Origin of the sequence: Mariniflexile maritimum, from assembly GCF_009746565.1 — a bacterium.
Lineage (GTDB): Bacteria > Bacteroidota > Bacteroidia > Flavobacteriales > Flavobacteriaceae > Mariniflexile > Mariniflexile maritimum.
Window position 1 is genome coordinate 15,966 of the sequence record NZ_WRPN01000012.1, and the last position, 22,571, is coordinate 38,536.

At 39.7% G+C, this 22,571-nt stretch carries 15 protein-coding genes; 3 read left to right on the forward strand and 12 right to left on the reverse strand.

Annotated features, from left to right (window positions below; translation table 11 throughout):
• Positions 1-265: 265 nt before the first annotated feature.
• Together GQO80_RS13705 and GQO80_RS13710 are read left to right on the forward strand one after the other, a co-directional pair.
• Complete coding sequence (locus tag GQO80_RS13705) at positions 266-643, forward strand: PH domain-containing protein (RefSeq protein WP_157208936.1); 378 nt, start codon at positions 266-268, stop codon at positions 641-643.
• 456 nt (positions 644-1,099) lie between these two features.
• On the forward strand, positions 1,100-5,329 hold the full coding sequence (locus GQO80_RS13710; RefSeq protein ID WP_157208937.1) for a hybrid sensor histidine kinase/response regulator transcription factor: 4,230 nt from the start codon (positions 1,100-1,102) through the stop codon (positions 5,327-5,329).
• A gap of 20 nt (positions 5,330-5,349) precedes the next feature.
• On the opposite strand, the gene GQO80_RS13715 is transcribed toward GQO80_RS13710, so the two are convergent.
• The 8 genes from GQO80_RS13715 to GQO80_RS13750 form a co-directional block, all read right to left on the reverse strand.
• Positions 5,350-5,691 carry an L-rhamnose mutarotase gene (locus GQO80_RS13715; protein WP_157208938.1) on the reverse strand — a complete coding sequence of 114 codons (342 nt, stop codon included), beginning with the start codon at positions 5,689-5,691 and terminating at the stop codon, positions 5,350-5,352.
• Positions 5,692-5,697: 6 nt separating this feature from the next.
• The gene (gene fucP, locus GQO80_RS13720) at positions 5,698-7,017 is read right to left on the reverse strand and encodes an L-fucose:H+ symporter permease (protein WP_157208939.1); all 1,320 of its coding nucleotides are present in this window, start codon (positions 7,015-7,017) and stop codon (positions 5,698-5,700) included.
• Positions 7,018-7,030: 13 nt separating this feature from the next.
• Positions 7,031-7,978: an aldo/keto reductase gene (locus tag GQO80_RS13725; protein WP_157208940.1), complete on the reverse strand. Its 948-nt coding sequence runs from the start codon at positions 7,976-7,978 to the stop codon at positions 7,031-7,033.
• A gap of 7 nt (positions 7,979-7,985) precedes the next feature.
• Entirely contained in the window at positions 7,986-8,813 is an 828-nt protein-coding gene (locus GQO80_RS13730; protein WP_157208941.1) for an amidohydrolase family protein, read from the reverse strand.
• Position 8,814: 1 nt separating this feature from the next.
• A complete protein-coding gene (locus tag GQO80_RS13735; protein WP_157208942.1) occupies positions 8,815-10,251 on the reverse strand; it encodes a tagaturonate reductase in 1,437 nt (478 codons plus the stop codon).
• A gap of 374 nt (positions 10,252-10,625) precedes the next feature.
• On the reverse strand, positions 10,626-11,636 hold the full coding sequence (locus GQO80_RS13740; protein ID WP_157208943.1) for a zinc-binding alcohol dehydrogenase family protein: 1,011 nt from the start codon (positions 11,634-11,636) through the stop codon (positions 10,626-10,628).
• A gap of 89 nt (positions 11,637-11,725) precedes the next feature.
• A complete protein-coding gene (locus GQO80_RS13745; protein ID WP_157208944.1) occupies positions 11,726-13,258 on the reverse strand; it encodes an alpha-L-fucosidase in 1,533 nt (510 codons plus the stop codon).
• 197 nt (positions 13,259-13,455) lie between these two features.
• Positions 13,456-16,335: a glycoside hydrolase family 2 TIM barrel-domain containing protein gene (locus tag GQO80_RS13750; protein ID WP_157208945.1), complete on the reverse strand. Its 2,880-nt coding sequence runs from the start codon at positions 16,333-16,335 to the stop codon at positions 13,456-13,458.
• Between the two features lie 195 nt (positions 16,336-16,530).
• On the opposite strand from GQO80_RS13750, the gene GQO80_RS13755 reads away from it, so the two are divergent.
• On the forward strand, positions 16,531-17,430 hold the full coding sequence (locus GQO80_RS13755) for a family 16 glycosylhydrolase (RefSeq protein ID WP_232333189.1): 900 nt from the start codon (positions 16,531-16,533) through the stop codon (positions 17,428-17,430).
• A gap of 220 nt (positions 17,431-17,650) precedes the next feature.
• Here GQO80_RS13755 and GQO80_RS13760 read toward each other — a convergent pair whose 3' ends face one another.
• From GQO80_RS13760 to GQO80_RS13775, 4 genes are all read right to left on the reverse strand, one after another.
• Positions 17,651-18,808, reverse strand: a complete 1,158-nt coding sequence (locus tag GQO80_RS13760) for an HYR domain-containing protein (RefSeq protein WP_232333190.1) — start codon at positions 18,806-18,808, stop codon at positions 17,651-17,653.
• Between the two features lie 439 nt (positions 18,809-19,247).
• Positions 19,248-20,384, reverse strand: coding sequence for a glycoside hydrolase family 117 protein (locus GQO80_RS13765; protein WP_317163242.1), 1,137 nt, complete (start codon positions 20,382-20,384; stop codon positions 19,248-19,250).
• 88 nt (positions 20,385-20,472) lie between these two features.
• Positions 20,473-21,486, reverse strand: a complete 1,014-nt coding sequence (locus tag GQO80_RS13770) for an L-rhamnose/proton symporter RhaT (protein WP_157208948.1) — start codon at positions 21,484-21,486, stop codon at positions 20,473-20,475.
• Between the two features lie 29 nt (positions 21,487-21,515).
• Positions 21,516-22,565: an aldose epimerase family protein gene (locus tag GQO80_RS13775; RefSeq protein WP_157208949.1), complete on the reverse strand. Its 1,050-nt coding sequence runs from the start codon at positions 22,563-22,565 to the stop codon at positions 21,516-21,518.
• Between the last annotated feature and the right edge of the window lie 6 nt (positions 22,566-22,571).

Below are 22,571 nucleotides of genomic sequence, written 5' to 3' on the forward strand. Positions count from 1 at the left end.
CTTGCGTAATCCCGTAAGGTTTTGTTTTTCAGATAGTTTAAGCTTGAAAGCTTATGAGTAGATCACAGCCTAGGTGTTTTATCTTTTTTTGATGTTTAATTCGTTTTTGCTGCTATTTTTGATAGCGATACCTAAACAAAATCCTTGAAGGAGTTTAAGCACTTGTTTATCAAAATGAATATCAATAATTTTGAAATACAAAGACAATCTCACCATTTAATTTGGATAAGATTATAAAGGTTTCATTTTAAAAAAAATTAAAGTTATGGGTCTATTAAACAGTTTATTGGGCAATGCTAGCGAGGTTTCCACCGAAAAGCTAACGCAAAAATATGATCGTCTGCTAATGGAAAATGAAAAAATAGAACTTGGTTTTCATCTTTTTAGGGACGTATTTATGTTTACAAACAAAAGATTGATACTTATTGATGTGCAAGGTTTAACAGGAAGTAAAGTGGAATATAAATCCATGCCCTATAAAAACATAACAAGATTTTCATTAGAAACCTCTGGCACATTTGATTTAGATGCGGAATTAAAAATTTGGATATCCAGTGAAACGCAACCTTCCATTAGTAAAAAATTCAATAAAAGCATCAATGTTTACGATGTTCAAAAATATTTAGCTTCAAAAGTGGTATAAGGGCGTTTTTTTGTAAAAGATGTGAAGGCTAAATTCGCTTAAAAGGAACAATTCAGGAGGAGTTCTTGCATGGTGCTCACATATTTATTCTAATAGAGATTAATTAAGTGGTCATTTCATTTGTCTTTTTGTGTTTGTAGTATTTGTTTACATATCAATATAAAAAGGAATCTTTGAAATATTTTGTTCTTTTGATGATTTTTTCCTTGTTTTTTGGCCTGCATTGCAAATGAGAGAGCTTTCTATGCAGAAAAAGATATGAAAGCGTTAATTCAAGATGTCCATTTCCACTAGTGAGATAATGATAGCCTAACTGCTTTTTCATAATATTTTTTGTACCTGAAAATAGTAGATATAGTTGTTTGCTATATTTTTTTCTTCTGTTTTTTTATTGTCTTCTTTGTTTAAATTCTCCTTATTAAAAACTGTATATTTGGGTTACTCATTTTTACACCTATGCCAGTAAAATTTAATATAACCATTATTTTATCTTTTTTAACCTTATATTTTGGTAATATAAGCGCGTTTTATAGTCAAGATGATGTTTATTTTCACCGTATCACCACCGATAATGGCTTGTCGCAAAACGATGTGAACGCTATTTATCAGGATCGTCAAGGATTCCTTTGGTTTGCTACGCACGACGGACTTAATAAATATGATGGTTATGATTTCACCATTTACAATCCAGATTCAACCAATCCTTCAAGCATCAATAGCAATTTAATTTATGCCATTTCAGCCGATAATAATGGAAATTTATGGTTGGGCACTACCGGAAATGGTCTCAATTATTTTAATAAATCGACTGAAACTTTTGTCCATTTCACGCACAGCGATGCCAATTTGAATAGCCTTAGCAACAATCACGTTAATGATATTTATTTAGATAAAAAAAATAGATTATGGATTGGCACCAACGATGGTTTAAATCTGTTAGACTTAAACAAACCACGCGACTCTGTGGTTTTTCAAAGGTTTGGTCTGCAAAAGGAGGCATTGATTACAGGTATTGAGGGAAACACGGTTTTTACGATTTTTGAAGATAGCAAAAATCAATTGTGGGTTGGAGGATCCGATGGCCTGTATAAATTATCGATTAACAAAGCAGGCGATACTTATTTTCAGTTAATTAATGAAACCATCGGATTGCCAGCAATCACCGTTCGGAGCATCAATGAAGATTCTTACGGACGCTTAATGATAGGCTGTTCGAAAGGGTTGTATTTGCTTCATGCAACCGAACATTCCAGCACTGTTGAAAAAATTCACGATGGCTTTATTAATGCCATCGCCATTAACAACAAACATATTTGGGCAGGCACAAATAACGGGCTTTTATATTTTAACAATAATGATAAAGGTCAAATTCCTGAGCTGAAAGGGCATTATGTTTACGACCCCCGAAACCCCAATAGCATTAGCAAGAATATTGTTAAATCGTTGTTTATAGACCATACGGGCATCATTTGGGTAGGAACCAATGGGGGCGGTGTCAATAAATTTGATCCGGAAAGAAAACATTTTCGGAATATTAGAAAAACTTTGGATCCCACTAGCCTTAGTTACGATAAAATAAGGGCCATGTTTGAAGATAGCAACGGTACTTTATGGATAGGTACCGAAGGTGGCGGGCTAAACATGCTGCCCAAAACAAAGGCGAATAAAAACTACACAGGTTTTGTAAACTTCCAAAGTATCTTAAAACCTTTTGCTCTGGCCGAAATTCAGAAAGGAAACAAAAAAAAGCTTTTTATTGGTGCGGAATCGACACCAGGGTTATTCATTTTGGATATTACAGACCCAACCCGAACCGAAGAACGTAAAATTGAAGAAGTTGCGGAAATTACCAACAGTGTTTTCTCCATATTGGAAGACAGCCATAAAAACGTTTGGATAGGCACCTATAACGGGGGCGTGTACCGTTGGCTGTACCAAGGGGAAAACTTACCCTATAAAAAAGATGTGTTCCTGCATTCCAACAAGGTTGAAGCGAGTATTTCTAGCGATATCATTCGCAATATTTTTGAAGATAGCAAGGGCACTATTTGGTTTGCTACAAGTAACGGATTAAGTAAACTTTCTGCGAAACAAATAAATGCAGACACTCCTAAATTTAAGGTTTACAGGCACCACCCATCCGATAGCAACAGTATAAGCCATAATTACATTCTCGAGTTATATGAAAGTGACAAAGGTACCTTATGGATCGGGACTTTTGGCGGTGGCCTCAACAAGTTTGTGCCCGCTTCAAAAGGTTTGCCCGATAGGTTTGTGGCTTATCAAGATAATGACGGGCTTCCTAATAATGTTATAAAAGGCATTTTGGAAGATTCCAATAAAAACTTATGGATTTCAACAAATAAAGGGCTTTCAAAATTCAATCCAATCTCGGAATCCTTTAAAAACTACGATGTAAACGATGGCTTGCAAAGTAATGAATTCCAGGAATTGGCACGTTTGAAACGCAAAAACGGCGAGTTGCTTTTTGGCGGCATCAACGGTTTTAACGCGTTCTATCCCAACGATATTATTGATAATAGTTATGAAGCCGAAACGGTAATTACAGGGTTTTCAATAGCCAATAAACCCATAAAAATAGGCGAGGAGGTTAACGGTCGCGTGTTACTGGACCAATCCATAAACAATGTTCAGGAAATCCATTTAAAATACCGCGAAAACAGTTTTTCCTTTGAGTTTGCGGCACTGCATTTTGCTGCACCGGGTAAAAACCAGTACGCCTACATGCTGGAAGGGTTCGATAAAGATTGGGTTTACACCACCTCCAAAAAACGTTTTGCAACCTACACCAATATTTCTCCAGGCCATTATACGTTAAAAGTGAAGGCTTCAAATAATGATGGCAATTGGGATTCAACACCCGCCGAATTAAAAATAGAGGTCATTCCGCCATTTTACCTTACAAAGTTGGCCTATGTTGTGTATGGTCTTTTATTGTTGGGCATCTTGCTTCTGTATAGACGTTTCACAATCATCCGAACAACAAAAAAGCACCAACTGGAACTGGAGCATATTGAAAACGAGAAAAATGAAGAGTTGCAAAGGATAAAACTTGAGTTTTTTACCAATATTTCACACGAATTTAGAACGCCTTTAACGTTAATAAAAGGCCCGCTTGAATATTTGCTGAAAAACGGGAAGGACATTAGCCAAAGTGAGTTGCAAGAGCAGTATGTGTTAATGCAAAAAAACTCCAATTATTTAATGCGCTTGGTCAATCAGTTATTGGATTTTAGAAAGATCAACCAAGGAAAAATGAAGTTGGTCGTTCGCAAAAGCGATATTGTGGCGTTTATCAAAGAAGTTTCAGAACCTTTCCAATTTTTATCGCATAAGCAGCTCATCGATTTTCAAGTGAGTGCCACTCCTCAAACCATTGAAACGTGGTTTGACCATGATGCCTTGGAAAAAATTATTAACAATCTATTGTCCAACGCCTTTAAATTTACCCCCGAACACGGACAAATACATATTGAAATATCTGAAGGTAAAGACGAGAAGATAAGCCATCAAGAGGTGGTTATCATTCAGGTAAAGGATTCCGGAACGGGAATTCCCGAGCATCGAATCCATACTATTTTTGAAAGGTTTTATATTGAAGAGGATAAAAACAAAAAAAACCCACAGGGTGCGGGCATCGGTTTGGCGTTCACAAAAAATTTAATTGAGCTTCATCAAGGTACCATAGAAGTGACAAGTGCAGCCAATGAGGGCGCACATTTTGTCATGAAGTTCCCCATCCATAAAGAGGCATATTTGAACATTCCCGAAATAGTATGCAAGGAGGTTTCCGATAGCGATTTTTTAATGCGATCTTCGGAAAAGGAATCTTTCGCCATAGGCATAAATGATGAATTGCAGGATGATGATATATCAAAAACCAGATCAAAAAAACCAATTTTATTGATTGTTGATGATAATCCAGACATAAGAACCTTTATAAGGCAAGTATTAAATAAAAGATATACCGTTTACGAAGCCGAAAATGGCGAGCAAGGTTTTAATATGGCCAGTAAAATAATGCCAAACATCATCATAACCGATTTGTTGATGCCCATTATGGATGGTTTGGAGCTTTGTGAAAAACTAAAAACCACCAAAACAACCAGTCACATTCCTGTTGTGATGCTAACAGCGAAAATTTCGCAGGAAAGTGAACTGAAAGGCCTTAAAAATGGCGCCGACGATTATATACGAAAACCTTTTGACACAGAATTGTTACAGCTTAAACTGGAAAATATCATAAAAACCAGGGATGAATTGCGGCAACGTTTCAATAGGGAAATAAACCTGCAGCCCAAGGAAGTTACCGTTACTTCAACCGACGAACGCTTTTTGCAGCAAGCTATTGATATTGTAGAGGAAAATATGATGAACACCGATTTTAGCGTGGAAATGTTGGTAAAGGAAATGGGCCACAGCCGAAGCAACCTATATTTAAAACTTAAGGAAATAACCGGCTTGTCATCCAGTGAGTTTATAAGGAACATACGCCTAAAAAGAGCTGTACAGCTTTTTGAGGCCAGTGATCTTTCGGTTAAGGAAATTATGTATATGACGGGTTTTAACACCGCATCCTACTTTGCAAAATGCTTCAAAAAACAATTTGGGGTGATTCCCAGTGATTATGTGAGGCAAAATGACAAAAGAGGTAAGGATGAATAATAAAAAACGAAAATGTGTTTTTACAGTTTAAATACCCGTTCCAAGGCCATCCATTTCTCGCCTTTTTTGGCCCAGGGTAGTTCTTGCTGGTAGTTCCACATCAGGGTTTCCCATTCCTGCACCTTGGGGTTGTTGGCATCCATGTGGGCTTTCCTGGCAGGGTTGAAGGTATCATCAACTTCCATGATCATGAACATACGGTTGCCCACAAGGTAAATTTCCATGTCCACAATGCCAGCATCCTTTATGCTCTTGGTTATTTCCGGCCATGCCTTACCGGCAGCGTGGTAGGCTTTATATTCCGCAATTAATTTTGAATCGTCCTTTAAATCGCAGGAAAAACAGTGTCTTTTAGTGTTCATGTTGTTTTATTTTGAAGTTTTATAAGTAGCATAGCCATAATGGGAAACCACTGCCAAACAAATGAAGGGCAGGATAAATGAAAAGTTCACCTCAGGTATGAACCCGAGTATTTTAACATCGGAAAAGCCCGAACCGCCCCAATCCAAAATGCTTCCCTGTAAAATGGGCATGAGTGCGCCGCCAACAATGGCCATGACCAAGCCTGCGGAACCAATTTTGGCTTCCTCGCCCATATTATTTAAAGCGATGCCGTAAATGGTAGGGAACATAATGGACATAAAAACCGATATGGCCACCAAAGAAATCAAACCGGCCATTCCGGGCAATAAAATGGCACCGGCACTACAAAGCATACCGCCCATACCGAAAAGCATTAAAATTTTAGAGGGATTTATCGATTTCATTAAGGCCGTTCCAATCCATCTGCCCACCAGAAACGACATCATGGCAGCCACATTGTAATAGGTGGCGGTCAATTCCCAACCGAAGGTATCGTTCAAATTATCAACATACTGAAAAATGTAGGTCCAGCACATAATCTGCGCCCCAACATAAAAGGCCTGGGCAATCACGCCATGTTTGTAGTTTGCATTGCTAAACAGTTTTTTAAAGGATTCGGAAAGTCCCATTTTGTCTTCTGGGGCGGTTTTCGGAATCTTCGTAAAAACGATGAGGGCCATAATTGCCAAAACCAACACCCCCAATGCAATGTACGGAATGCTTATAATGCCCAAATCGTTTTCCCGAATGGTTGCCAGTTCCTGTGAAGTTAAAGCGTTGTAGGCCTCGGCAGAATAATCATCGGAACGCAACGCACCGATAATAAAGACCTGTGCTATTATCATGCCCGTTAAAGAACCAATGGGGTTAAAGGCCTGTGCCAAGTTAAGGCGTTGGGTGGCCGTTTCCTGGTCGCCCAACATCAAGATCAAGGGGTTGGACGTGGTTTCCAAAAAAGCCAATCCGCAGGTAAGGACCCACAGGGATATTAAAAAATAATTGAATTCTTGGTTCGCCGCCGCCGGATAGAACAAAAATGCCCCCAGGGCGTATAAGGACAGCCCCAAGATTATCCCCGATTTGTAACTGTATTTCCTAATGAACAAGGCTGCGGGCAAGGCCATGAAAAAGTACCCAAAATAAAAGGCGAACTGCACCAACGACGCTTGTGTGTTGGATAGTTCGGGCATTACTTTTTTAAAGGCAGATACCATGGGGTTGGTTAAATCATTGGCAATGCCCCATAAGGCGAACAAGGAGGTAATGATGACGAACGGCAGCAAAAGCGATTTTCTAACAACTGGGATTTTTGGGTGTTGGTTCATTTTTCGGGATGGTTTATTTTAGGTTTAGTATAATATTGGTGATGTCGTTAAATAGGTGTTCCGGCAGTTTGCCCTCGTGCCATGCGTTCAATAGGTCGGTTAATTGCTCCTTAGTTGTTGGCCCCACCACAACCCTATCGGCTTCCTGCATTGAGAACACATAGCGCAATGCCAATCTGGATAGCGGGATGTGGTTATTTTTAGCAATCTCATCTACCTTTAAGGCGGTGTCCACATCCAAATTGGTAATCCATTCGTTATTGGGGCGTTCCCTGTTGTAGGTTTCCAGCCTTCTTCCCAACAGGCCCATGTGCAGGGCAGAAGCGGCATAATAACCGATGTTCTCTTTTTGGATCTGCGGCATGTCCTTTTCAAAAGCACTTAGGTTACAGGCATCCAATTTCAAAAAGCCCGAAAGCACATCAAAGTTTTCCTTGACCATGTATGGGTAAAACCTTTCAATGGGATTGCCGCCAATGCCCAAGCTTTTTACAATGCCTTCTTTTTTAAATGAATTCAAACAGGCCATGATTTCGTCCATTTTTTCAACAGGAACCAAATGTGGCTCGTGCAGAAACAGCAGGTCTATGGTATCGATGCCCAAAACCTCCAAGCTTTCGTAAACACTTTTTCGCATGGTTTCGGGTGAATAATCTATAATAAACTCATCAGCTTTGTCCGCATTTAATCGACCGACTTTAGTGCTTATAAAAGGTTTTTCCCCAGACCATTGTTTCAACGCTTTCCCTAAAAATTCCTGAGACCTATTGTACGATGGCGCGGTATCAAATACATTTACGCCATGCTCCAAGGCATATAGTAAGGTATCAACGGCATCTTTTTCTTCAATGGGCCGCCAAACGCCTCCCAAACCGGAACAGCCGCAAACCAATCGGCTTTGGTTGTTAAAGAATGTACTTTTTTTATAATCGCCTTGTATATACGTTGGTTTTGTGCTCATTTTTTGTTTATAAATTATAAAATTTTATAGCGTTTTTGCCCATAATATCGGCCTGTTCAGCCTTGCTTAAAGTTGCTATAAAATTGGTTACCAAATCTTTCACTTGTTTGTAATGGCCTGCCACCAAGCACACGGGCCAGTCGGAACCGAACATCAGCCTTCTGCTTCCAAAGGCCTTTAAAACCACATCCATGTAGGGCTCTATTTGCGATGCTGTCCAGGTTTTGTAATCCGCTTCGGTAATCATGCCAGATAGTTTGCAATGCACGTTTTCTTGTGCTGCGATTGCCTTCATCAGGGTTGCCCAACCATCAAAAAAACCGTCCTTTATATACGGTTTTGCTATGTGGTCGATAACGAATTTCTGGTTGGGAAAACGTTTTACAAATTCCAGGACAGCGCCCAATTGATGCGGAAACACTAAAATATCGTAAGTAAAGCCATGTTTTTCCAAAGCTGCAATGCCCCTTGAAAAATCTGGCCGCAACAGGAAATTATGGTCTGCTTCCCCTTGAACTACATGGCGAAACCCTTTTAGTTTTCCAATTGCACTATACTGATTTAAAACAGCGTGAATGTTTTCAGCCCTTAAATCAACCCAGCCAACAACGCCTTTGATGAATTGGTTCTCTTCTGAAAGCTTGATCAGAAAATCGGTTTCCGCCAAGGTTTGGTCTGCCTGAACCGCCACACAGCCCTCAATGCCACTTTCCGCATATACCTTTTTTAAATCGGGGGGTAAAAAATTGCGACGGATAACGGCCATATCATCATCAATCCATGCGTGTTTTACGGGTTCGTAATTCCAAAAATGTTGATGCGAATCTATTACCATATCAATCCATAAAAGTTTTCAATGCCGTTTGCATACCGTTGTTTACAATGGTTTCTAGGTGTTTTGCCACTTCCTTTTCCAATCCGTTAATTTTCGTGAGGTCTGTTCCCCAAAAATCCGTATTCGACAAGGTGGCTTTTACAAGGCTTGGCACATCCTTGGTTTTCCATTGTTTTTCAAAGAAGGCCAACACCGAAGCATCGTCCTTTAGTGCAATGGGGGCGCCGTTTCTATCGCCCTTATAAAACGCCATTAAGGCCGCCAATGAGAATAACAAATAGGAAGGCAGTTCGTTTTTTCTCTTGATGAACCCCAAAACCGATGGCAGCACCCGTGTTTTGTACTTGGAGATGGAATTTAATGAAATGCTCATCAGTTCATGCTCCAAATAGGGGTTTCTGAAACGGTCCAGCACATCACTTGAAAATTGGTTCAGTTCCTCATCGGGTAAATCCAATGTCGGACAAATATTTTGAAACAGGGCTTCTTTCAGGAATTTTCCAACCACGGCGTCTTCCAACGATTCGCGCACACGGTCTATGCCATACAAATACCCCACAGGCACCAAAGTGGTGTGCGCACCGTTTAAAATGCGGACTTTTCTAGTTCTGTAAGGCTCCATGTTATCTGTGAAAACAACGTTCAATCCGCAGGCTTCCGCCGGAAATTCCTCTTTTACGGATTCAGGGCCTTCAATGACCCATAAATGGAATTGCTCGCCTTCAACCACTAAATTGTCCTTGTAGCCCAATTCCGAAGTAATCGCATCCATTTTATCCTTTGGATAGCCCGGAACAATCCTGTCAACCAAGGTGTTGCAAAAAATGTTGTCCTCATTTATCCATTCGATAAAGTCTTCACCCAACTGCCAATCGGAGGCATACTGCAGGATGATGCGCTTTAAATTATCGCCATTTCTATCGATCAGTTCACATGGAATCACAATCAAGCCCTTATCGGAAGCACCACCAAAGGCTTGAAACCTTTTGTAGAGTAAAGCCGTTAATTTTCCGGGGAAACTGGTCTGGGGTTTATCATCCAATCTGTCATTCTCATTATAAGCAATACCGGCTTCTGTGGTGTTTGAAATTGCAAACCTTAAATTTGGGTTTTCGGCGTTTGCCAAATAATCCGCATGGTTTTCATACGGATTGATGCCCCTTTGGATACAATCGATAATGTCGTGCTCGCTGATGGCCGTTCCGTCCTTAATGCCGTTTAGGTACAGTGTATAAAGGCCATCCTGCTCGTTCAGCATTTTTACCAAGCCTTGGTTGATGGGCTGGATTACCACAACACCGCCATCAAAACCGACTTGTTTGTTCATTTCATGAACCATCCAATTGGCGAATGCCCTTAAAAAGTTGCCTTCCCCAAATTGTATGATCCTTTCGGTATAGGTCTTTGCCTTTACCGTATTTCTGTTTAATGCGTTCATGTTGTTTTTTTTGCTTATGCTGGTTATATTGTACTTAATTCGTTTATCGTTTTCCCACAGATTCCGCAGATTTTTGCAGAAATGCCCCTAAGGTTTGAAATTCGTAAACCACAGCCACCATCGTACTTTAAAAACTTGATGCCGTCCACAAGTGGGAACACCCTGTGTTCAGAACGTTCTTCCTTGGTACCTATAATGGGCGTTTTTAGGAGGTCTTCAGAAGAGAGGCCCCAGATTTTTATTCATGGATTATCGCCGGGGTATTAACTTCAAAATCATTGTTGGTTTCGTAGCCCAATTTTTCGGCAAGGGCGTTATGGCAACGATGATGTTGTCCTTGGAGTCTATTTGAACGTCATGCTTGGACATGGGTTTTAGTTGAAGGTTACGGTTGCTTTGATGACGCCGGTTTCAGGTTTCAGCCAACTATCAAAATTGGCTATCATGTCGGTAAACAGTACATTGTGTGTTATGAACGATTCCGTTGGAAATTGGTTTAACACGCTTATAACGTGCTCAAAATCTTCGGTAGTGGCATTCCGGCTGCACATAAGGGTCATTTCCTTGGCGTGAATCTTTGGGTGCGTATAAGTGAGTTCACCTTTTGAAAGCCCGACCAAGACAAAGCGTCCGCCGTGCGACATGTAATCCGGACAGGCCTCTAAGGCAAATTTATTGCCCGAGGCATCAAATACGGCCGTGCACAGATCGCCGTTGGTAATCCCTGAAATGTCGCTTACAGCATCTTCTCCTGCTTTCACCACATGATCGACGCCAATTTTTTCCTTGGCATAGGCCAATCGCTGTTCGTTCATATCGATAGCAATCACTTTCGCACCGGCTATTTGCGCCAATTTCATAATGCCAATCCCAATGGGGCCACAGCCTACCACGGCAACGGTTTCCCCTGGAAGTATATTTGCCCTCCTAATGGCATGGGCGCCAATGGCCAAAGGCTCCACAATGGCCATTTGGTTATCTGACAGGTTGTTGGCTGGCAATAAAATATTGGCGGGTACGGTTATTTGCTCTTGCATACCGCCATCGGCATGCACGCCCAGCACCTTAATGTTGGTACAGCAATTGGTCTTTCCGTTACGGCACGCAATACAGGTGCCGCAGCTTACATAGGGCATTACCACCACTTTGTCACCGGCCTTAATCCCTTTTGGGTTTTCGCTAATTTCCAAAACTATCGAGGCCAGTTCGTGGCCCAATATCCTTGGGTAGGTAAAAAAGGCTTGATTACCGCTATAAGCATGTAAATCGGTGCCGCAAATACCCACTTTATTTATTTGCAATAATGCTTCTCCTTCTTTTCTAACAGGGGCTTCTTTTTCCTTTAGTAGAAATTCGCCCGGTTTTTCGCAAACTATGTATTTCATCGTTATATAATGATATGATTTTAAAAATTATAAGAGTACATCCATTAAAGATGCACTCCTATAAACTAAACAAACTAACTAAACTATTTTTATAAGGTCAACTCTAGTACAAAAGCAAAATTCCCCGGTTTTTTTGATGGCATTTCAACGGATAAACCTTTATTGTTTTGAGACCATTTTAAGATTTCGTCACTGCCAAGCATTTTAACGTTGGAGACTTTATTTTCGGAAGATTTAACAGATTTTATAAGTACGCTATTGTTTTCTGGCCATGCCATCATAATAGCATAAAGTTTATTTCCTTTTTTGGTGAAGCGAATATCCTGACCTGTAAAATCTTTATTTTGACCTTCGGAATGGTGTCCTTTTTTAACTTCGGTGGGGCCTTCGCCAAAAGTTTTCCAATATTTGGTATCGTATATGGCATCACCATTGATGGATAACCAATTACCAATTTGTAATAAAATCTCTTTTTGGTCCTCTGGAATGGTGCCGTCCGATTTTGGGCCTACATTCAATAATAGGTTGCCGTTTTTAGAAACAATATCAACCAAATCGTCTATAAGCTGATTGGCTGTTTTTGATTGCCAATTGCTAACATACGACCATGAATTCTTACCAATAGAGGTATCTGTTTGCCAAGGCAGCTTGCGGATTCCCGGAAGTTTTCCGCGTTCTAAATCGTAAATAACCGTACCTTCAGGAAACGCTTCATGGTCAAAATTCTTATCGTTAATTACCACTTCTTTTCCCCATTCAAGTCCTTTGTTGTAGTAATAGGCCGCTATTTTCGGACGCATATCCGCATAGTCGGGAATATCCAAATAAAAATCGAACCACAAGATATCGGGTTGGTAATTATCAATTAAATCGACAGTTCTATCCCACCATTTTTGTTTAAATTCATTGGAAACAGGTTGGGTTAAATCCTTTCCTTTTGGGGAATATAAATCGGCATACTGAGGATCGGTAGTATCAAAACGATCTTTTTTATTGTAAAAAGACCAGTTAAAGGCGTAATGTGATGAAGCCCCCATGATGAGGCCTTGTTTACGACCTTCTTTAAACAATTCACCTAAAACATCACGTTTAGGGCCCATATCAAAAGCGTTCCATCGGGTTGTGTTCGATTTGTACATGGCGAATCCATCATGGTGGTCGGCAACCGGAATCACATAGCGCGCACCGGCTTTTTTAAACAAATCGATCCACTGCGCTGCATTGAATTTTTCACCTTTAAACATGGGAATAAAATCCTTGTAACCAAAGTTTTTTTGATCGCCCCAAGTTTCTTTATGGTGCGTATAAGCGGCACTTGGGCCAGTTTTTTCAGGAGTTAATTGCGCCGTAAAGGTTGCCGTATCCATATACATTTGGCGTGGGTACCATTCTGAGCCGAACGCAGGCACCGAGTAAGCGCCCCAATGGATAAAGATGCCAAATTTTTGGTTGTTGAACCATTCTGGATCTTTATAGTTTTTTTTGATGGATTCCCAATTGGGCTCAAAAACCTTAACATTTTCTGGTTTGGCTTCTGCTATTTTTTTGTCGTTTTTTGAACCACATGCCACAAGTGTTAAAGAAATGGCTACTAGTATGAGCGTTAATTTATTTAAAAACATTCTTTCTATTTTTGGTTATATGATGTAAAAAATAAGTACTACTTGAGATTGCTAAATTCAGGGATTTATACAAAAAGTGAAATGCCTAATGTTTAAATTACTGCAACAAATGGTTATTTAGGTGTATTTATATTAAAAATTGTTTCTCTGTATAGTCACTTTCATTAAGCATGGCCTTTATTATGTGGTTTTGCGTTTTATTTAACTTGTTTTAAAATGAACCCGTTTAACCACATATTGCCTTCCTTTTTCAAATTTTTAAATTCTAAAAGAATAGGCGTTGAGCCGTCCGATTGTAATGTAGATTTTATGGATAGCGGTTGGCGTTCGCCTGTGTTGTCGTTAATATAATAATCGACAATATGGTCGTCTGCCGTTTTTGTAAATGTGCCATTTTCATCGTTAACAGATACTTCAATGGCGTTGGTCATTTTGCCCTGTCTGGAATGATGAAACGTTTCAACGGTATAATGCCCTTTTTTCAGTCCGGAAATTTTAAGTTTTAAAACGCCTTTTTCAACATACACGCCATCGGTACCCATAAAGCTTAAATCGCCCAACATGGCCGTATCATTGCCCAACCATTGTATGGCGTTATCAGCGCTCACGCTAATTTCTGCGTTATAGTCCGTTAACTTATAATTCAGGTCTTTATCGGAAGCTCCCGTCCATTCCAGCCAATCGAATTGAACGCGTTGTTTTTCGCCGCCAATATCTATTTTTGAAATAGGATAATCGTAAATAGGTTGGACATGGTTTTCAATTTCATTGGTGTTAAAAGCAACGGTATTGATGGTTGCACTTCCGCTTTTTAGTCCTTTAGAAGCTGCCGTAATCGTTATTTTGCCAACTTTTTCAGTGCCTCGAATGTACATGGTTGCAACGCCATCGTACAAAACGGCTGGGTTTGCTTCAATCTTGCAATTATCAACAAATTTTCCGTTGCCGGAAATATTAAAGGTAATTTTATTGGTAGCCGATGTTACTACTTCGCCATGTTCATCAAGCACATAAGCGTGTACCATTCTTAAATCCGATCCTCCGGCATAAAAAGGTTTATCATTAATATTGAATTCCAATTTGATATGATGTGGCGTGCCCTGTTTGGTTCTGGAATGTTCGGTTATTTTTTCGCTGTTGGTATAGCCAATAGCCTTTAAAGTGCCTGTTTTCCATGTATAATGGAAGGTGAAAGACGGATGGTTTAAATGGGCTTTGGTCGCTTCGTTATCGGGATATTGTTTTGCGATGAGTTGATTGTCATGGTACAATTCTACCACTTGGCAGTTGCTAAACACGCGAATTTTTCCATTGTTGGAAGCGGTTTCATCGGCAATGTGCACCATGGGTTTGGCAACCAATTCCGATTGGTACCATTTATAAACAGGTCGTGGAATACGGTACCCGGACAGAAGGCTGTAGGTGGTCATAAAATCGCGTTCCCAAATGCCTTCAATAGTAGCCACAACGCTGGGTTGCAAATGGTTGTATTCGGCACCCAACCAAGCTATGGCCGCAATAGTGTTTTTATTGGCTTTATACCTTGAAATATGAAATTGATTCACTTCTGAATTGGTGGAACTACCATGTTCCATAACCATGGTAAAAGCACTCTCCGGGAATTCGGTTCTGCGATAATCCATGGTGGCATAAATATCTGTGATGCCTTCATTTTTAACGCCGTTCCAAGGGCTGGACGCCGATGCCGTAAGCCTAAACGGATCTTCTTCCTTGGCCACTTGTTGCATGCGCGGTACAGGCCCTCTGTGATTAATGCCAGCACCCCAAAATACAATGGAAGGATGGTTTCTTTGGTTCCTGATCATGTGCCTTGTGGCGGTTTCCAGATTGTCGAACCATGTTTTGTCGCCCCAATCAATCCACGTAGAAACTTCGGCGTACACAATAATCCCCAGTGCGTCGCAAGCATTCAAAAAAGATTCATCTTGCGTGTAATGTGATAAACGGATGATGTTGATGCCTGCATTTTTATACTGCAACGCTTCATTGTAATGAAAGGAGTTTGGCACCGCATCGCCAATATTGGGATAATTTTGATGCCTGTTAACACCAATTAAAAAAAGCGGTTCGCCATTTAGTACAAAACCTTTGCCTTTTTCTAGTTTAAAGGTTCTGAAGCCAAAGGTGTTCTCCACAAAATCGACTGGGTTTTCATCATCATAAATAACCGAGTGTACGCGATATAAATAAGGCGTATCGGGCGACCACAAGTGGAAATCGTCCTCAATAGTGGTGGTTTGCCTAAAAGTGTGGTTGGTATTTGCGGGAACTATAAAATTTTGAATGAGCTTTTTTATGACATAACCTTCCGCATTTATTATTTTGGTTTCTATTCGGCAATTTCTTGGTGTATTGTTTTCATTTTTAACCGTTGTTTTTATGGAAACTGTGCCGTTATTTTTATTGACTGTTGGGGTAGTTATGTTAACGCCCGCCTCAAAAGCTTCCCAATTAAAACCAACGTGCAGTTTATTGGTGGTTACAAGATATAAATCCCTGTAAAGGCCGTTAAACTTTACATAGTCTGTTTTATGCGGGTCGGGCGCAATGGTTTGGCTATACCTGTTATCGGCTTTAATGACAATAAGGTTATCGGCATTTAATTTCACGAAATCGGTAATATCAAAATGAAACGGCACATAACCGTTTACCGCAAAGCTTCCTGCTTTTTTGCCGTTTACCCAAAGTTCGGTAGCGTTGTGTACGCCTTCAAATTCTATAAATATTTTTTCGGAGGGTTTGGCATTAATGTTTATGGTTTTTCGGTACCATCCAAAATCGCGCAAGTATTTTTCTTGTACCCAAGTTTCGCGGATGCTATCCAATTCATAAGATACCAACTGCATGGTATGTGGTACGGCGACCTTTTCCCAATCGGTGTCGTTAAAACCGGTGCTTTCTGGGTTTCCAATGGCATCTCCCAGATGGAATTTCCATCCTAGGTTAAGATTTGTTTTGGTCCGGTTCGTTACAATAGTACCTTCTGGCAAAGGATTGGATTGTGAAAAAATAACCGAAGAAATTAAAAGTAAAATAAAGCTAAATGATTTTTGCATGAAGTGTAATTTTTATTTTTTAAAATTAGGCGTTTATTAGGTGAAGGATAACAACACATGTTCGAAATTGGGCAACATATGTTTACTTGATTTAAAATTTAAAAGCCGCTAAAAGACCATTTATGGTACTAATAGTGCTTTTTTTATCCCTTAATTAGTCAGCTAAATTTTATTTTTGAACCCTAGGTATAAATAATGTCAACAATTAAAAAAGTGAAGATTATGCGTAAAAACCATTTTTTTGGCATCTGTTTTTTGTTTGTTTTTTCAGCAGCGGCCATGGCACAGGAATTAACCATTCCGCCAAAAAAGTACGTCGATTCTGTTAAAATTGAGCAAGCTGTTTCGAGAATCAATGATGAATTTCCGTTATCAGACCAGCAAAATTCAAAAAAATGGAAACTGTTAAAAAGGTTTTCAGATGAATTTAATGAAAGTGTACTTAATGAAACGCTTTGGTATCCCAACAACCCGAAATGGAAGGGGAGACCGCCTACATTTTTTCATCCTTCCAACGTAAAGATTGAAAACGATGAGCTCGTTATTCGGGTCAATCAACATGGTAAAGATGCTTTACCGGCTGAATTTACACATTCTACCGGTTTTATTAAAAGTAAAAATAGATTTTTATACGGTTATTTTGAAGCTGAATGTAAGCTTATGGATGCCCCGTGGGTTTCTGGTTTTTGGATGACCAATGTGGATACCGATTGGTGGACAGAGATTGATATCTGTGAAAATGCGCCCGGGGTTATTTACAACCGACACGATTTGAATTCAAACATACACGTTTTTAAAGCACCAAAAGATCAAGGCGATGTGAAAGCCCATTTTGCACGTACTGAAAAGTATTATTTCCCTAAGGAATTGCAGGCCGATTACCATGTTTGGGGTTTGGAATGGACTGAAAAATACATCCGTTTCTATATTGATGGCATCTTGTTCCGTGAGGCAGAAAATACGCATTGGCATCAACCTTTAGAGGTTAATTTTAACTGCGAATCGAATAAATGGTTTGGCGCATTGCCCGATGATAATCGGTTGGATGGTGAATTCCATGTGAAGTATTTTAGGGCTTGGGAAGTAAAAGAGTAAAGTATTCTTGATATTGGAACTTCGATTATTGACTTAAGCTTCACGTTTAAGTTTTAAATGCAATTGATATGAATTGTCAAAGAAACCTAAAAAGGGTTTTAAAACCTTACAGGAATAAAAAATCCCAAATCAATCTAGACTGCCCCCAAAAGATTAGACACTATTTGGGGGCATGTTCAATCAATAACTTGGGATTTTTCAATTTTGGTTTAAGAGAATCTTACTGGTTGTCCAATTTCCAAGTTCTAATCCAATCGTATTTAGTGGTCAGGTCATCAAAAGAACCCGTTGCAAATACACCGTCTGCTTCATCAACCGGATTCCAATCATAGGTTTCAATGGCCATGGTAATATAGCCTTCCAGATCAAAATCTGCTGGAGGATTCGTAATTGAATGCGATAACTTTCCATCTAAATAGAACAAGATTTCAGTAGGCGATTTCCACCAGCATCCGTACACAAAAAACCTAGAATTGTTTTTCTCGGTTAAAACCGTTTTGGCTGGTGCCTGTACAGAGGTATCAACATCACAAGGCTGTTTGTGCCTCCAGGTGTTAGAAGAAAAAGTTTGGTCCCATTGTTTTGCCCAATCGGCAGTTCCGCTATGTACGCGTCCCACACATTCTTGAATGTCCAATTCCAATTTTCTTTGTGGACCGGTAGTGCAATTTTGTTTAAAAGCAATCCAAAAGGTAGAAGACATGATGGTTTTGTTTGCTTTCATTCTACATTCATAATATTGGCCCTGTTTTGCAAGGTTCTTTGAACGCACGATGGCACCACCATGAGTAAATACCGTGTTGTTGACAGTTTTGGGCGTGACGAATTTCTCAACGGTAACGTTTAAATTCCCGTTGCTCACAGAAACATTATCCGATTCAAAGAGTCCAGGTGCCCTGCCAATCCAATTAAAGCCATCTGTTGCGGGGTTTCTGTGCCATTTAGTATCGTCAAAAGCAGTACCATTAAATTCATCGGACAAATTCTCGATTTTGGTCCATTTTTTACCTGATGGCGTAGGGTCGCTTCCAATAAAATAAGGTTTATCGCTAGATGGTGCATTTCTGGTTACAGTCACCTCAAAACTACAAGTAGCTGTATTGCCCGCAGCATCTTTTGCTTGAAAGGTGTTGGTGGTTGTGCCAATAGGATACATAGCTCCAGAAGCCAACCCGTTTGTTTGTGTAACCGTTGCACCTACATTATCTGTCGCATTGGGAACAGTATATTCTACTTTGGCTTCATTTTCGGTTGAGGCAATGGCAACAGTAATGTTAGTTTGACAGCTTATGGTAGGTTTTTCTGTGTCTGCTACGCTGTCATCTCCACCGCCACAGGAGGTTAACAAGAGTAATAATAGTAATTTTGATGTAAACATTGATTTCTTTTTAATCATGATTCTGTTTTTTGTTTAATGAGTAAGTTCAAGCATTTCAAAAATATAGTTTTGGGTAATGCTTGAGGGAAACGAACTGTTCAAAACACAGAACATATGACTTTGTTTATTGGGTTACATCACATAATAAATAGTTTTTTAATAATGAACTGATTTAAACTTTTCCCATGCGCTAAAAAATTGCCCTTTTCCGTTTACTTTTTTGCCTTTTTACTTCCATAGCTCTGCTTTGTAACTCCAAAAAGTCTGAGGGAGTCTTAAAAACTAAAATAAGCTCTTGAGAATTGTTTATTTGAAACATGTTCCCTGAGACAAGTCGGAACAAAAAACAAAAAAAAGAGGCTATTTCACGGGTTGTGAGACAGCCTCTTGCTTCAATGCGAAAAGTTTAAATCAGTTCAGCGTAAAAAAATTAAACAATTTAGTTTTCACCTTTTTCACCTTTAGCTTTATGTTCTGTTATGCGCCAAGTAGTAAAACGTCTGATGTATTGATAGTCGAAAGTTTTGTATTCATGTGTTAACCCCCAGCGCAGAATTTCGGTAGGTTCCTTTTCGGTATCGGCCGTTCTGTTTAAACCAATGGCATGGGGGGCGCCTTTTACAACTGCTTTTATTTCAAAATTAATACCATCTGGTGCCCATTGTACCGTGTTTTTTTCTGGGCCATCGGTTGTGATTAATGAGGCAATGCCTCCGTTGTACGGCCAAACACAAATTTCGTGTCCGCTATTGCTTATCGGGTTATAAGGTGATTTTATATAAGGACCTTTTGGATTATCGGCAATAGCAACACCATGACGGATTTGACGCCCTCCGAAGGTAATGGCTTCACCCATTTGCTCGCCTTTGTAATATAAATAGAATTTTCCTTTGTAAGGTAAAATGCAGGGGTCGTGTACTTTATGGCTATCAAAATCGCCTTTTTTCTCCACAGCAAAACGATTGTCTTCAGTACCTTTCCATATGCCATTATTGGCAGGGCTTAAAATAGGCTCTTTGCTTTTTGTCCAAGGGCCATTGGGTGAATTAGACCATGCTAAGCCTACTTGGTTTTTTACCCGTACATTGTACGGCGATTTCACGGTTTGATAGCATAAATAATACATGCCTTCGTATTCCATAATTTCTACCGTAAAAACAGAGCGGTCGTCATACGCGCCTTTTTCCCCACGAGCAACAGCTACACCTTCTTCTTTCCATGTGATACCATCAACAGAAGTGGCATACCAAATATCGCAACGATCCCAAGGGAAAACTTTGTCGTTTTCAATATCGCCGGCAAAACCTTGTGTGGGGCCCACACTTTTGCTGTACCAAACATAGTATTTGCCATCGTGTTTTATCATGGCGCTTGGGTCGCGTCGTACCACGCCTTCTTCATAGGCCAGATCGCCTTTTAGATCTGAAACGGCATAATCAAAAAACCATTCGTTTCCTAAATTGGGATCCCATAATAGGGCACGTTTAGAAGCGGCGCTTAACTTGTCCTTATTGGTGATTCCCAGAAAATCTTGTTGAGCATCTGTAATGGTGATGTTTTGTTTTTGAGGAGTCATTTTCATTTCCGTTTTACATGAGATAAGACTCAATATTGATAATACGCATATAATTTGATGTGTTCTTTTCATTTCTTTTTTTGTTTTTTTAAGATATTCCGTTACCAATTGCTATTATTATAATTCCTATGATCATACACGCTAAACTTAGATATAAATAGTTTTTTGCTTTTGATGAAGCATTTATCCACTCTTTAGTTATAATACCGCTTACAATAGCTGTTGCGACACAAGAGGTATTGAAAATGGCATAACCCACCGTATTGCCAATTTCACCTAATTTGAAAGCAGCAAAAGCAAATAGGGCTGAGGCGGCATAGTGAAAAACAGCCATGATAAAGATAAGCACAAAGTTTTTACCAAAACTCGGGGTTTTAAAATTTGACCAAGCTTTCTTAACTGATAATTGCCATGCAAAATATGCCGCCATTACAATGCCACCGCTTATAAAAATGGGAAACATTACTCCCACAGCCGTTACCCATTCTGCATTTCCAGCAGCTTGACACGCCTCGTGGATAAAAGGTCTGCCCACGGCATTGGCATAACTAAAACCGGTAGCCAACAAGCCGCCCAAAACGGCAATGGTAATGCCTTTTACCATGGCACCTTTTTCTTTTTTGCTTTGGCCAGATTGCAGTTCATCGAGTTCTCGGGTAATTCCGGCCTGTCCATTAAAGAGTACACCTAATAGTACCACAAAAATACCTGCAAGAATGGTTAAAAGTACGTTTTTTTGTGGCAAGCCTTCCACTACAAATGGCAAAATAGACCCCACTAATATAACCGTTCCAATAAATATGGAAAAGCCCAATGACAAGCCTATGTGGTTGATGGCCTTGCCCCACATCATCACACCAATGCCCCATAAAACACTGGCAGCCGCCATTTTGAATAATATGTCTGTTGGCACTGCCGCAAATACGTTGCTAAAATCTTTAATGAGCGTTAATGATGCTATAATGGGAACCAAAAACATGGTGAGCATAAAAAAGAGTCCCCAGGTATTTTCAAATTTAAAATTTTTGGTAAACTTTTCAGGGAGTGCATAAAGTCCCAACATGAGACCCGCTCCTATGGCTAAAATAATTCCTTCAATCATAATTTTATATTTAGTTAGTGTTAAAAATTTTATACGTTAAATTTAAAGACCGTCGTGCTTTTAAATGTTTCGCCCTTTTTTGTTATTGAACGTGGTGAATTTTCAATATTGGGCCCATTTGGGTACCGGTGCGTTTCGCAGCAAAACCCTCTGTACTTGCCAAATGCATCACCGCTTTCTCTTTTCAATGCATCGGAAGTGTATTTGCCCGAATATAATAGCATACAAGGTTCGGTTGTTGAAACTTCAAGTGTTAGACCATCTTTTTCTGAGGAAATTGTAGCCACCTGTTTTAAGTTCTGTTTCGGGTTGTCGAAAACATAAAAATGCTCGAAACCGTCGTTCATGGCATTGTGAACATCTCCAATCCGTTTAGGGGTTCTTAAATCATCTGCTTTTCCATCAAGTTGAACAACTTCTCCAGTGGCTGCACCCGAATCATCAAGAACCAAACGTTTGTTCGTGTTTACTTGAACCTGATGATTTTCAATGCTTTCTGAAAAACTGGATAAGTTAAAATAGCAGTGGTTTGTAAGGGATAACGGTGTATCTGCATCTGGAACAGCCGTGTAATCCATTAGTAATTCGTTGGCATCATTCAAACTAAAAAGGACTGAAACAGCCACGTTTCCGGGAAAACCTTCTTCCAAATGATTGCTTTTTAAAGACATTTTTAGCGCTGCCGATGCATTTTTGACGTTTACCAATTCAGCCTTCCACATTTTTTTGTCGAAACCTTCCTTTCCACCATGAAGATTATTGTTGCCACAATTAGCTGCTAAAAGGAATTCCTTCCCGTTTAAAGTGAATTTGGCATCCTTGATTTGGGAAGAATACCGACCCACAATGCAGCCAAAATATGGGGAGTTGTTTTTATATGCTTCGGAAAAATAACTTTCAAACGAGTCAAACCCACACGCTATTTCTTTTGTTTCTCCATATTTATCAGTTACTTGTAAAGATGTTATAGTAGCGCCGTAATCCATGATTTTCACGGTCATTCCATGGGTGTTCGATAAGGCGTATTGCGTTACTGTTTTGCCTTTATAAGTTCCGAAGGTGCTTTTTGTTATCGCCATCTTTTC